This is a genomic window from Rhizobium sp. OAE497, from assembly GCF_040546565.1.
GTDB lineage: Bacteria > Pseudomonadota > Alphaproteobacteria > Rhizobiales > Rhizobiaceae > Rhizobium.
Genome location: NZ_JBEPOA010000002.1, coordinates 189,590 through 202,186 on the forward strand (window position 1 = coordinate 189,590; position 12,597 = coordinate 202,186).

Genomic DNA, 12,597 nt, shown 5'->3' on the forward strand with positions numbered 1-12,597 from the left:
CGCTTCAGGACCGGAGCGCCCTCGGGAGGACTTTTGAAATGGCATCTGTTCGCTACGCGCTGAACCACATGGCAGCGCCCGCACTGAAGATCGACAGCTTCTTCGCACTCGCTAAGTCGCTCGGCATCGACTCCGTCGAAATCCGCAACGACCTCAGCGGCAACGCGATCCTCGACGGCACCAAGCCGGCGGAGATCAAGGCAGCCGCCGAGCGCCATGGCGTGACGATCATCTCGATCAACGCCCTGCAGCGTTTCAACGAGTGGAACGAGACCCGCGCCGCCGAAGCCAAGGAGCTGATCGACTATGCCGCCGCCTGTGGCGCCAAGGCGCTGGTGCTGGTTCCGAAGAACGACGGCACCGGCCGTGAAGACGGCACGCGCCAGGCCAATCTGCGCCAGTCGCTGACCGCCCTGAAGCCGATGCTCGACGCTGCCGGTATCACCGGTCTGGTCGAGCCGCTCGGTTTCGAGATCTGCTCGCTGAGCTCAAAAACGGAAGCCGCCGATGCAATCCGTGAACTCGGCGCTGAAGGCACGTTCAGGCTTGTCCACGACACGTTCCACCACCATCTCGCTGGCGAGGCCGCGATCTTCCCTGATATGACCGGCTTGATCCACATTTCCGGCGTCGATGACAAGGACGTTTCGGTCTCCGACATGCGCGACCCGCACCGCGTTCTGGTGACATCCGCTGACCGGCTCGACAATGCCGGCCAGGTGCGCGCGCTGCTGCAGGCCGGTTACAAGGGTCCCGCATCCTTCGAGCCGTTCTCGGCCGAAGTGCATGCCCTGAAGGATCCGGCCGCGGCTCTGCGGGAGAGCATGGACTACCTGTCTTCGGCGGTCTGAGCTATTCGCGGCCGCGGAAGCGGCGCTGATAGGCAGGATCGTAGAGCGAGCTCTCGCGGAAATCGCTGGCAGCAAGGGACGGACCGACGAAGATGATCGCGGTCCGTTCGATCGGTTCTGCGGCAACCTTCGCCTCGATATCACCGAGCGTGCCGCGGACAATCCGCTCATCCGGCCACGACGCCTTGACGACGATGGCAACCGGGCAGTCAGCGCCGTAAAGCGGCGTCAGCTTGCTGACCACCTGGCCGAGCGCATGGATCGCCAGATGAATGGCAAGCGTCGAGCCGGTCGCGCCGAATTTCTCCAGCGTCTCTTCGTTCGGCATCGGCGATGCCCGGCCGGAAACGCGGGTCAGCACCAGGCTCTGCGCCACCGCCGGGATCGTCAGCTCGCGACCGAGTGCCGAGGCCGCGGCTGCAAAGGCCGGAACGCCGGGCGTCATGGTAAAATCGATGCCATGCTTTTCGAGGCGGCGGATCTGCTCGGCGACCGCGCTCCAGACGGAGAGATCGCCGGAATGCAGACGCGCCACATCCTGACCGGCATTGGCGGCCTTCAGATATTCGGCCTCGATCTCATCGAGCGACATCGGCGCGGTATCGACGATACGCGCGCCCGGCGGGCAATATTGTAGCAGCTCCGGCGAAACGATCGAGCCGGCATAGAGGCAGACCGGGCACTTCGCGATCAGATCGCGGCCGCGAACGGTGATGAGGTCGGCAGCGCCCGGGCCGGCGCCGATGAAATGTACGGTCATGTCAGGTCCTTGATCCAGCGCCATTGCGTCACCGGCATTGCCGGGCGCCAGCCGCTCATCGTGCCGACCGGGGCGGCACGGGAAACTTCGAGGCGCGTCAGCGTTCCGCCGCGCTTGGCATATTCGGAAAGCAGCAGCGCTTCCATTTCCAGCGTCACGGCATTGGCGACGAGACGGCCGCCGGCCTTCAATGCCTCGATCGCCGCGGCGAGGACGCCGGGCTCGCTGCCACCACCGCCGATGAAGATCGCGTCCGGCTGCGCGAGATCGCGAAGCGCCGAGGGCGCGGTGCCTTCGACCAGCGCGAGGCTTGGCACACCGAGAGCCGTTGCATTGCGGGCGATGCGCGCGGCGCGCTCCGGCGATTGCTCGATGGCGATCGCCTTCAGCGAGGGATCGCAGAGCATCCATTCGATGCCGATGGAGCCGGAGCCTGCGCCGATATCCCACAGCAATTCGCCGTAGCGCGGCGAAAGCGCCGACAACGTCAGAGCACGGATCTCGCGCTTGGTAATCTGCCCGTCATGCTCGTAGAAGCCGTCATCCAGACCATTGGTGAAGGGCAGGATGCGGGCCTTTTCGTCAGCCACGACTTCGACGCCGCAGACATTAAGCGGATCGATAGCGCGGAATGCCAACTCCGCCGCGAGCGCTGAACGAACCGTCTCGCGCTCACCGCCCAGCGCTTCCAGTACCGTGAGGCGCGAACGGCCAAAACCGTAATTGGTCAGCAGCCTGGCGAGTTCCGCAGGTCCCTTTTCATCCGAGGTCAGCGCAATGATGCGCCGGCCGTCATGCAGGTGCGGCATGATCAATTCGATGGGACGCCCATGCAGCGATACCGTTGCAGTGTCCTGCAGCGGCCAGCCGAGGCGCGAGGCGGCGAGGCTGAAGGCCGAGGGAGCCGGAATCGTGCGCATCTCGTCCGCCGCGATCCGCCGCGAGAGCGTGGCGCCGACGCCATAGAGGAAGGGATCGCCGGATGCGAGAACCACGACAGGCGTGCCGCGGCGGGAAACGATGTCATCCACCGACGCTTCAAACGGGCTCTGCCATATCAGCCGCTCGCCAGAAATGAGACGATCGAGCAGCGCATGATGCCGGGCGCCGCCGAACACGACCGGGGCCGAAGCAATCAGCCGCCGCGCCTCTTCGCCAAGACCGTCTGGACCATCTTCACCGATGCCGATAATGGTCAGCCAGGTTTTTTCGGATCGGGACGGCAGATCAGACATGGCAGAATTCCGCGTTCTGATACTGGGCGGCACGAGCGAGGCGCGCCAGCTGGCGGCCGCGCTGCGGAAGCGTTCCGACGTCGATACTCTGCTGTCTCTTGCCGGGCGCACGGAAAAACCGTCCGAACAGCCGGTTCCCGTGAGGATTGGTGGTTTCGGCGGCGCCGAAGGGCTTGCCCGCTTCCTGCGCGAAGGCGAATTCGACCTGCTGGTCGATGCCACGCATCCCTTTGCCGCCAGAATTTCCGCGAATGCCGCCGAGGCTGCAGAAATGACCGGCATTCGGTCCATCGCCTTGCGCCGCCCGCTCTGGAGCGAGGAACACGGCGACCGCTGGACGCATGCCGCGACCATTCCCGAAGCGATAGAGGCACTTGGAGCCGTGCCGCGCCGCGTCTTCCTGGCGACCGGCCGGCAGGAGGCGCATGCGGCAGAGGCGGCTCCACAGCATTTCTATCTGGTCCGCAGCGTCGATCCCGTCACGCCGCCCTTGCAGCTCGATCATGCCGTCTTCATTCTCGACCGCGGCCCCTTTGCGCTGGATGCCGAACTGGCACTGCTGAGAGACCATCGCATCGACGCCGTGATCGCCAAGAACAGTGGCGGCGACGCCACCTATGCGAAGATCGAAGCGGCGCGCATGCTCGGCATCGAGGTTTTCATGATCGGCCGCGCCGTGGCGCCCGCCATGAGAACGGTCGAGACTGTCGAGGACGCGCTGGCGGCGATCGATCACCTCGTCCCTCCGGCGATGAAACGCGGCGTATAGATCAGATCCGGCTTGCCATCCCGCGCCACGATCCGGGTTTCCGGCGAGCCGATGATGACACAGGTCGCCATATCCGCAACGGCGGCATCGGCCGTCTCCAGCGGCTGAACCGTAATGCGCTCATCCGGGCGTCCGGCGGCACGGCCGAAGATGACGGGCGTTGCACCCGGCAATTCGCCCCGCAAAAGCTCGAAGGCACGGCCGAGCTGCCAGGGCCGCGCCTTGCTGATCGGATTATAGAGCGCGATGACGAAACCCGCCTGCGCTGCAAGCGCCAGCCGCTTCTCGATGACATCCCAGGGCTTCAGATTGTCCGACAGAGAAATGGCACAGAAATCGTGACCCAGCGGCGCGCCGGTGCGCGCAGCAACCGCCAGCATCGCCGTGATGCCGGGCAGCACGACGAGATCGACACCGCGCCATTCGGCCGGTCCCTTGTCGATCGCCTCGCAGATCGCCGCCGCCATGGCAAAGACGCCGGGATCGCCGCCGGAGACGACGCAGACGGTGCGTCCTTCGGCAGCCATCTTCAGCGCCGCATTGGCACGGTCGAGTTCCTCGCGATTATCGGAGGCATGACGGCTCTGATGTGGCTGGAAATCGATGCGGTCGAGATAGGGGCCGTAGCCAAAAAAGTCGGTCGATGCGGAAACGGCGCGCGCCGCCTCCGGCGTCATCTGGTCGGGATTGCCCGGGCCGGTGCCTATGACATAGAGCGTGCCGCTCATCGGCTCGCCTCCCAGCCGGGAACGAGCACCAGCGAGAAATAAGGCGCATCACCATCCGGCCGCTCGGCGAGCTTGATCATCGCCGCATTCGCCATCGTGCCGCGCTCGACATAGACGGCCTCCTTGAGGCGTCCCGCGCTTTCCAGCGCCCGGCGGATCTTCGGCAGATTACGCCCGACCTTCATGATCACCGCGGCCTGGGTATCCGCCAGTCTGCGCGTCAGCTCGGCCTCCGCCATCGTGCCCGGCAGCACGGAGAGCACGTCGTCCCCCTGGACGATCGGCATGCCGGCAACCGACCAGCAGCCGGACATGGCGCTGATGCCGGGGATCACTTCGGTCGGATAGTGATGTGCCAGACGGACATGCAGATGCATGTAGGAGCCGTAGAACATCGGATCGCCCTCGCTGAGGATGGCAACCGTATTTCCGGCATCGAGACGCGCGGCCACAGCAGCGGCCGAAGCATCGTAGAAACCGGTGATCTGGCTCTGATAGGCCGCCTCGCCCTTATCGATCTCCGTCGTCACCGGGTAATAGAGCGGCAGCAGCTCGGCGCGGTCAGAGATCAGATGCTGGACGATGGCGCGGCCATTGCCGCTCCGCCCCTGCTTGGCGAAGAAAGCGATGACATCGGCGTTCTCGATCGCCTTCGCTGCCTTGATGGTCAGAAGCTCAGGATCACCCGGCCCGGTGCCGACGCCGATCAGACGGCCTTGCGTGCTCATAGACCCGGCCTCGCAAGTGCATTGACCGCAGCCGCCGTCATCGCGCTGCCGCCGAGGCGACCGCGGACGATGGCATAGGGAACGCCGTAGGAATTTTCGGCCAGGGCATCCTTCGATTCCGCCGCGCCGACGAAGCCGACGGGCATGCCGAGGATCGCCGCAGGCTTGGGACCACCATCGCGCAGCAGTTCGAGCAGATAGAAGAGCGCGGTCGGCGCATTGCCGATCGCCACGACGCTGCCGGCAAGCCGCTCGCGCCAGAGCTCGATCGCCGCCGCAGAGCGTGTATTGCCCTTTTCCTTGGCCAGCTCGGGCGTGCGCGGATCGCGCAGCGTGCAGATCACGTCATTTCCGGCCGGAAGCCGGGCGCGGGTGATGCCATGCGAAACCATCTCGGCATCGCAGAAAACAGGCGCGCCCGATTTCAGCGCCTCACGCGCCGCCGTGACGACACCGGGAGCGAATTCGAAGTGAGCAGCAGCCTCGACAAGGCCGCAGGCATGGATCATGCGCACGGCGACATCGGCCTCTTCAGGCGAGAAGCGCGAAAGATCGGCTTCGCTGCGGATGATCGCAAAGGAGCGCTCGTAGATGGCGTCGCCTTCGCGGATGTAATCGTAGTCTGGCATCCCTAGTCCTGTCGCAGCGCTTTCGCGATCGTTGCGGCGCCAAGCCGTTTCAGACAGGCGGCCGCCGATTCACCAGCCTGACGCTGCGGTCCGGCAAGCTGGGCGAGCTTCTCTATAGCGGATTCGATCCCGCCGCCAGCAATCGTTGCGTCAGGCGCGTCACCGGCCTTGCCTTCAAGCGAAAATCCGTAGCCGTCGGCCGATCCCACGAGCGTCAGCGCTGGCGGTGGATGGGCGCAGCCCTTGGCGCAGCCGGAGAGATGGACGGTCAGCGAGCCGTCCAGCAATTCCGGCGCATGTTCGATAATCCGGGCGGCGAGCCGCCGCGTTTCATAGAAGCCCGACATGCAGAAGCCGGCACCGGCACAGGCGGCGATATTGGCTGCGGGGTCCTGCGGATCGGCGCTCAGGCCGTAACCGGCGGCGATCATCGTCAGGCGTTCCGCCTCCGCGTGAGAAAGGCCGGTGATCAGAAACTGGCGGTCGGGCGCAAGCCGGATCTCCGCTGACACATCGAGATTGGCAAGAAACGCGATCAGCTCGCTCGACTGCATCTGGCCGAATTGCGGGTGGAGACCAAGCGCGGCCTTTTGCGCGGAAAGCGTCAATGTGCCGGGTTGCGGCTTGGCAGAGGGCGAAAGCGCTAACTCGGCCATGGGCTGCACGAAGGCGGTTGCCAGTGCTTGCTCATCAATCTCCCTCGCCCGGCTGTGCTTGCCTCTGGCAATCAGCAGATCGAGAATTCGGCCAACGGCGGCAACGGCCTCTCCGGCATCGCCGCAGAAAAGCGAATGCGCGGTTTTCGCCGTCCCTGCGATCGCTACCATCCAGCGCGCATCATCGACCGCCACGATACGGATATCGGCGCTCATGTCGTCAAGGCAAAAATGCCCGCGGCCATCGACGAGGATCGCAAGCTTCGGCGCCAGCAGCGGTGAGGAGAGCGTCTCGTGCAGGTATTCGCGCAGCATCCGCTCGAAAGCGGATGGATCCGCCACCTCGGCCGGATCGAGACCATGCAGCGGCGAAAGCTCGATGGCCGGATTGGCCGGGACGATAATGCCGGCGGCATCGATATCGGCCGCCAGAGCCTCGACGCTCTCTGCCCGCAAGCCACGAATCTGCAGATTGCCGCGCGCCGTGATCTCGAGGATGCCGTTGCCATGCGCCGCCACCGAAACGGCGAGAGCTCGCATCTGCGCAACAGTCAGCGCGCCACCGGCGGGGCGCAGGCGCACCAGCAATCCGTCGCCTGTCGGCATCGGTGCGGCAAGCGTCGGGCAGGCGCCTCGGCGCAGGCCCGGTATGCAATGATCGCCCGTCTCGATCTGTCTGTCAGTGGCCGCGGCCATGGCTGAACCTTTCATGCCCTGTCCTTACAGGATGACGGCACGCTCGGCAAAGGCGGCTATTCCTCGAAATCGCGGCCCTTGCGCAGCAGGTAGATATCCATGATCCAGCCATGCCGCTCGCGGGCCTCGGCCCGCATCTTCACGATGTCATCGGCGACATCGCCGAGGCGGCCGGAATGGGTGATCTCGTCTTCGGTACCAAGATAGGCGCCCCAGAAGATCTCGGCATCGGGATCGTCGATCTTCGAGAATGCCTGGATGCCGTCGAGCATGACGACGGTGCTGTCGGCTTGCAGACCCGTCTCTGCGAGCCGCCGCCCGGTGGTGATCTCCACCGGCTTGCCGACGAGATTGACCGGAATCCGGTGGCTCGCCGCCAATGCCTGGATGCTGGTAATCCCGGGAATGACCGATACCGAGAACTCGACTTCGCCCCGGATGCGCTCCAGAATCCGCAGCGTGCTGTCATAAAGGCTGGGATCGCCCCAGACGAGGAACGCCGCCTTCTCATCCGGCTTCAGACCGGCGATCAACCCGGCATAGGTCGCGGCGATCGTCGCGTGCCACTCATCGACGCTCCCTGTATAGCTTCGCCCCTCGATCTCGCGCTGGGGAACGGCGAATTCGATCGTCTTCGTCTTCTTGGCATCGAGGTAGCGCTCGCAGATCTCGCGGCGGACGCTCGCAAGCTCCTCCTTCTTCGCTCCCTTCGTGGGGATGAAGACGCAGTCCGCCCTCTTCATGGCATTGATCGCCTGAATGGTGACGTGATCCGGATTGCCGGTCCCGATGCCGATGACGAAGATTTCTCTCATTGCGGTCTCCCGCCTCAACGGATCAGCAGCGCCGTTCCGTAAAGCCCGAGCGCGAACACCGTATGGGCAATCAGGTTCATGGCGCGCACCTTGTTCGGGTTCGCCGTCTTCGACGCCGCCCAACCGATGCCGAGACCGGGCTGCAGCAGGAACCAGCCGGCGCCGACAGTGACGATACCGAGAATCCAGGCCGGGATGAAGGTCGGCGCCGACAGCCAGGGCTGTCCCATGATGATTGCCAGCGCCAGGCCATAGACGATGCCGGTGACGTAATGGCTGATCCAGCCGAGCGCCAGCTCATGCTCGTAAGGTGCGGCATTGCCGATGCTGTCGTGGAACACCTTGCCGTTCTTCAGATGATAGAACCAGCGCCCGACCGGCGCCCAGTTGGCCGGCGCCTGCCCGAAGAAGCGATTGAGCACGATCGCCCAGATGTCCATGAGAACAGTCGCGCCGATGCCGATCACGATGCCGCGCCAGAGAATATCGAACATGTGAGAATATCCAGATGTGAAACCCCTCACCGTCTTAATGGCGGAGGGGCTCCTCTGCAACAGAGCGAGACATCATTGCTGCGCCTAAACGATTGTTTGGGTGGGCCGCACCGAGCTCATGGGGTACTGACCAAATTGCCGCAGACGGCGATCGCCGATTGTGCAGCGCGAAAACGAGAATATAGTGATTTCAGAAATTTCTGAAATCACAGACATCACGGAAACAACCGTCATGAACCTTCCGCCGCTCGTCCAATCCTTCGTCTTGCATTTCGGTGAAATGGGCTCCCGCTGGGGCATCAACCGCACCGTCGGCCAGATCTACGCCCTGCTCTATGTCTCGCCGGAGCCGCTCTGCGCCGAGGAGATCGTCGATGCGCTCAGCATCTCGCGCTCGAACGTATCGATGAGCCTGCGCGAGCTGCAGGCCTGGAACCTCGTGCTGATGAAACACAAGCCCGACGACCGTCGCGACTTCTTTTCGACGCCCGACGACGTCTGGCTGATCCTGCGCACGCTCGCCGAGGAGCGGAAGAAACGCGAGGTTGATCCGACCCTTTCGGTGCTGCGGGAAATCCTGATGCAGAAGCCTGCGAGCGAGCATGAGCAATATGCACAGCAGCGCATGGGCGAGATGCACGGGCTGATCGAACAGCTGACGCATTGGTATGAAGACGTAAAACAACTTGAAACCGAACGTCTCGCAACATTACTATCTCTGGGGGCAAAAGTTACTAAGCTTCTGGAAGCCAAGGACCGGGTGATTTCGCTCGGCCGCGGCCGCCGTCCTGCGAACAAGAGTTAGCGCTATGGGGAGTGCTTTCTTAGACGCGAATGACGAGCCAGAACCGGGCGCGCAAGGGCGCGGCCGTCGCAGAAGCCGCGTTGCCAAAAACAGGCCGGGATCCAAGGCTGCCGCGCTGCTGCAGACCGCGGGCGCCCTGCTCTTTATTCCGCAGGCCGCACTCATCGCTCTCTCCGTCGGCCGTATCGCCAATGGCGGCGGGCTCGACGCTGTTCTCTGGCCTGCAATCTTCATCGTCATCCTCGGCATTACCAAGAGCTGTCTCGAGGCGGCAGGCGGCCGCCTGGCGTTCAAGGCCGCCCGCGCCGAACTCAGCAAACGCCGTGCCGCCGCAGTCGCAGCGCTCGCGCGCCGCTCGCCTGTCGATCCCTCGCGGCCGGCCTCCGGCGAAGCGGCGAGCGTCATCGGCGAACAGGCCGAACTCATCGTGCCCTATATCGCCCGCTTCCAACCGGCTCGCTTCAAGGCGACGGCTGTGCCGCTGGTGATGCTTGTCTGCATCTTTCCGATCTCCTGGATTGCGGCGCTCATCCTGCTGATCGCCATGCCGCTGATCCCGGTCTTCATGGCGCTGATCGGCTGGCGCGCCCAGGCTGCCAGCGAAAAACAGCTGGCCGCAACCGGCGGGCTGAACGGCTTCCTCCTCGATCGGCTGCGTGGCCTCACGACGATCCGCGCGCTCGGTGCCGTCGATCAGACGGCAACGCGCCTGCGCACCGACGCAGACGATCTGAAGACCCGGACGATGGCAGTCCTCAGGATCGCCTTTCTCTCTTCCGCCGTGCTCGAACTCTTTGCCGCGCTCGGCGTGGCCCTGCTCGCCGTCTATGTCGGTTTCAGTCTGCTCGGCGAAATCACTTTCGGCGCCTGGACCGGCGGCCTTGACCTGACGATCGGCCTCTTCCTGCTTTTGCTTGCTCCGGCCTTTTTCGAGCCGCTGCGGGACCTCTCGTCTGTCTGGCACGATCGCGCCAGCGGCGAAGCGGCGCTCCTCGCGCTGGATGGAATTGCAACCGGTGGCCTGGATATCGTCAAGGAAGCAGACGGCCAACAGGCGGCGCGTTTCGATATCGAACTTGACGAGGCCGGTTTCCGCTACGCCGCCGACAAGCCGCTGGCGATCGACGCGTTCAGCTGCCGCATCATCCAGGGCGAGCATATGGCCCTGCTCGGCGCCAGCGGCAGCGGCAAATCGACTTTGCTTGCGCTGATAGCCGGGCTTGCTCCGCTCTCGGAAGGTACAGTCCGCATCGGCGGTCTACCGCTCGGCGAGGCCGGGGACTGGCGCCGCCATATCGCCTGGATCGGCCAGAAGCCGCATATCTTCGCCGGTTCGCTCGCGGGCAACATCACGCTCGGCCGCGCAGGTACCAAGGCCGATGACGCGCTTCATGCCGCCAGGCTCGAGCAGGTCGCCGCCGCATATGGCAAGCGCCCGCTCGGCGAAGGCGGGCTTGGGCTTTCGGGTGGGGAAGCGCTGCGGCTCGCCATCGCCCGCGCGGCCTGCAACCCCGATATCAGCATCATCCTGGCCGATGAGCCGACTGCGCACCTCGATTCCGCCACGGCGGCCGATATCACCGACAGCCTGATCCATCTCGCCAAGGGCAAGACGCTTGTCGTCGCCACCCACGATCCGCGGCTTGCCGCCCGCATGCAGCGGGTGATCGCCATCGGCGCGGAAAATCTTCGGGAGGCTGCGGAATGAGCACGCGTCTCAGCGACCTCAAACCCGTCATCGCCGTGTTTCTTGCCGAGCGGCGCCGTGGCCTGCTGATCGGCGCGCTGATGTCGGCGCTGACGGTTCTGGCCGGTATCGCACTTCTCGGCCTTTCCGGCTGGTTCATCACCGCCGCCTCGATTGCCGGTCTCTCCGTCACCACCGCCGTCACCTTCGACGTTTTCGCACCGTCGGCAGGTATCCGCCTGCTGGCGATCGGGCGCACCTTCTCGCGTTACGGCGAGCGGATGACGACGCATGACGCGACGCTTTCGGTGCTTGCCGCTCTGCGCGAACGCCTGTTTCGCGGCTGGGCCGATGGGGGCGCGGCGCGCCATCTCGCGGCCCGGCCTTCAAGGCTTCTGTTCCGGCTGACCGCCGATATCGATGCGCTCGACGGGCTCTATCTGCGCGTCCTCGTTCCCGCAGCCGCCGCGATCTGCGCCGCGATCGCGGCAAGCGTGGCGCTCGGCCTGATCCATCCGCTGCTCGGCGCCGCGACCGGGCTGCTGTTTCTGCTCGCCGGTCTCGGCATCCCTTATGCCGCCGGCCGCGCCGCTGCAAAATCCGCACGCCGCCGCATGCATGGCGTCGAGGCAGTCCGCGGCCGCGTTATCGATCTCGTCGCCGGCCAGACGGACCTGCTGATGGCCGGGCGTCAGGATGCCCAATGCGCCGCAGTCGCCACCGCCGACATCTATACATCGGCAGCCGACGATCGTCTGAACCGCATCGAAACCGGCGTCGCACTCGGCTTCGGCCTGACCTCCTCGTTGCTTCTCGGGGGATCGCTGCTTGCTGTTGCTGCGCTGGCAGGCGCAGGCGCCATCGGGGCGCCGGTCGCAGCGCTCGGCATGCTGGTCGCCTTCGCCGCCATCGAACCCTTCGCTGCGCTGCGCCGCGGCGCCATCGAGCTTGGGCGCACGCTGATCGCGGCGCGCCGCGTCGGGGGACGTCTGACGGCTCCGGACCGGGTGCCTGGACACGTCGCACCAGCACCCGGCATCGCCTTTGCGCTGACGGATGTTGCAGCCGCTCATGACGGCGCCGAGAGGCTCGCCATAAGTAAGCTATCTCTTACCCTCAAAGCTAATGAGAAACTCGCTCTCGTCGGCGCCAGCGGGGCGGGAAAGTCTTCATTCCTGGCACTGCTCGCAGGCGAGTTGCGGCCGCAGAGTGGAACTGCCGCGATCACGGATTCGACGCTGCTGACGCAGCGCACCGAACTCTTCGCCGACAGCATCCGCGGCAATCTTTTGATCGCCGATCCCACGGCGAGCGAGGAGCGCCTGCGCGACGCACTCGACGCCGCCGGGCTGCTTACGACAATCGACGCCCTGCCGAAAGGGCTCGACACGAAACTCGGAGAAGGCGGGCTTGGCCTGTCTGGCGGGCAATCGCGCCGTCTGGCGCTTGCGCGGCTGTTTCTCCGCAACGCATCCCTCTGGCTGCTCGATGAGCCGACGGAGGGTCTGGATGGCGATACTGCCCGCGACGTGATGGACCGCCTTGCCGAACGGGCAGACGGCCGCGCCGTGGTCATCGCCAGCCACATCCGCCGCGAGGCGGCGATCGCCGATCTGATCGCCGTGATCGAGGATGGACGCATTACAGACATCGCGCGCCGCGGAGAAGCGGCGTTCGAAAGGGCACTCGACCGGCTCCGGCCGGACTGAATTTTAACGACCGCAGACGCCAGCCGGCGCCGGTG

At 65.0% G+C, this 12,597-nt stretch carries 13 protein-coding genes; 5 read left to right on the forward strand and 8 right to left on the reverse strand.

Annotated elements, in window-relative coordinates; genetic code table 11:
• The first annotated feature begins 38 nt into the window (after positions 1 to 38).
• Complete coding sequence (locus ABIE40_RS20425; RefSeq protein ID WP_199625519.1) at positions 39 to 851, forward strand: TIM barrel protein; 813 nt, start codon at positions 39 to 41, stop codon at positions 849 to 851.
• Between the two features lies 1 nt (position 852).
• Here the strand turns inward: ABIE40_RS20425 and cobM are convergent, their stop codons facing one another.
• Both cobM and cbiE read right to left on the reverse strand, forming a co-directional pair.
• Complete coding sequence (gene cobM / locus ABIE40_RS20430; protein WP_199625520.1) at positions 853 to 1,611, reverse strand: precorrin-4 C(11)-methyltransferase; 759 nt, start codon at positions 1,609 to 1,611, stop codon at positions 853 to 855.
• Entirely contained in the window at positions 1,608 to 2,846 is a 1,239-nt protein-coding gene (gene cbiE, locus ABIE40_RS20435; RefSeq protein WP_199625521.1) for a precorrin-6y C5,15-methyltransferase (decarboxylating) subunit CbiE, read from the reverse strand. Before cbiE ends, cobM begins: the two co-directional genes overlap by 4 nt.
• Between cbiE and ABIE40_RS20440 the strand changes: the two genes are divergently transcribed.
• Positions 2,845 to 3,615, forward strand: a complete 771-nt coding sequence (locus ABIE40_RS20440; protein WP_199625522.1) for a cobalt-precorrin-6A reductase — start codon at positions 2,845 to 2,847, stop codon at positions 3,613 to 3,615. The two genes, cbiE and ABIE40_RS20440, sit on opposite strands and share 2 nt — an antisense overlap.
• On the opposite strand, the gene ABIE40_RS20445 is transcribed toward ABIE40_RS20440, so the two are convergent.
• The 6 genes from ABIE40_RS20445 to ABIE40_RS20470 are packed head-to-tail and all read right to left on the reverse strand — an operon-like array spanning position 3,579 to position 8,361.
• Complete coding sequence (locus ABIE40_RS20445; RefSeq protein ID WP_199625523.1) at positions 3,579 to 4,343, reverse strand: precorrin-3B C(17)-methyltransferase; 765 nt, start codon at positions 4,341 to 4,343, stop codon at positions 3,579 to 3,581. The two genes, ABIE40_RS20440 and ABIE40_RS20445, sit on opposite strands and share 37 nt — an antisense overlap.
• Positions 4,340 to 5,071, reverse strand: a complete 732-nt coding sequence (locus ABIE40_RS20450) for a precorrin-2 C(20)-methyltransferase (RefSeq protein WP_199625524.1) — start codon at positions 5,069 to 5,071, stop codon at positions 4,340 to 4,342. Before ABIE40_RS20450 ends, ABIE40_RS20445 begins: the two co-directional genes overlap by 4 nt.
• Positions 5,068 to 5,700, reverse strand: coding sequence for a precorrin-8X methylmutase (locus tag ABIE40_RS20455; protein ID WP_199625525.1), 633 nt, complete (start codon positions 5,698 to 5,700; stop codon positions 5,068 to 5,070). Before ABIE40_RS20455 ends, ABIE40_RS20450 begins: the two co-directional genes overlap by 4 nt.
• A 2-nt stretch (positions 5,701 to 5,702) precedes the next feature.
• Positions 5,703 to 7,067: a precorrin-3B synthase gene (cobG, locus tag ABIE40_RS20460; protein WP_354541090.1), complete on the reverse strand. Its 1,365-nt coding sequence runs from the start codon at positions 7,065 to 7,067 to the stop codon at positions 5,703 to 5,705.
• Between the two features lie 41 nt (positions 7,068 to 7,108).
• A complete protein-coding gene (gene cobF, locus ABIE40_RS20465; protein WP_199625526.1) occupies positions 7,109 to 7,867 on the reverse strand; it encodes a precorrin-6A synthase (deacetylating) in 759 nt (252 codons plus the stop codon).
• Between the two features lie 14 nt (positions 7,868 to 7,881).
• Entirely contained in the window at positions 7,882 to 8,361 is a 480-nt protein-coding gene (locus ABIE40_RS20470; RefSeq protein WP_130280187.1) for a DUF2938 domain-containing protein, read from the reverse strand.
• A 232-nt stretch (positions 8,362 to 8,593) separates the two neighbouring features.
• Between ABIE40_RS20470 and ABIE40_RS20475 the strand changes: the two genes are divergently transcribed.
• The 3 genes from ABIE40_RS20475 to ABIE40_RS20485 are packed head-to-tail and all read left to right on the forward strand — an operon-like array spanning position 8,594 to position 12,562.
• Positions 8,594 to 9,166 (forward strand): GbsR/MarR family transcriptional regulator, encoded by a 573-nt coding sequence (locus tag ABIE40_RS20475; RefSeq protein WP_112712593.1) that lies wholly within the window; start codon positions 8,594 to 8,596, stop codon positions 9,164 to 9,166.
• A 4-nt stretch (positions 9,167 to 9,170) separates the two neighbouring features.
• Complete coding sequence (cydD, locus tag ABIE40_RS20480; RefSeq protein ID WP_199625527.1) at positions 9,171 to 10,874, forward strand: thiol reductant ABC exporter subunit CydD; 1,704 nt, start codon at positions 9,171 to 9,173, stop codon at positions 10,872 to 10,874.
• Positions 10,871 to 12,562 carry an amino acid ABC transporter ATP-binding/permease protein gene (locus tag ABIE40_RS20485; protein WP_199625528.1) on the forward strand — a complete coding sequence of 564 codons (1,692 nt, stop codon included), beginning with the start codon at positions 10,871 to 10,873 and terminating at the stop codon, positions 12,560 to 12,562. Before cydD ends, ABIE40_RS20485 begins: the two co-directional genes overlap by 4 nt.
• The last annotated feature ends 35 nt before the right edge of the window (positions 12,563 to 12,597 follow it).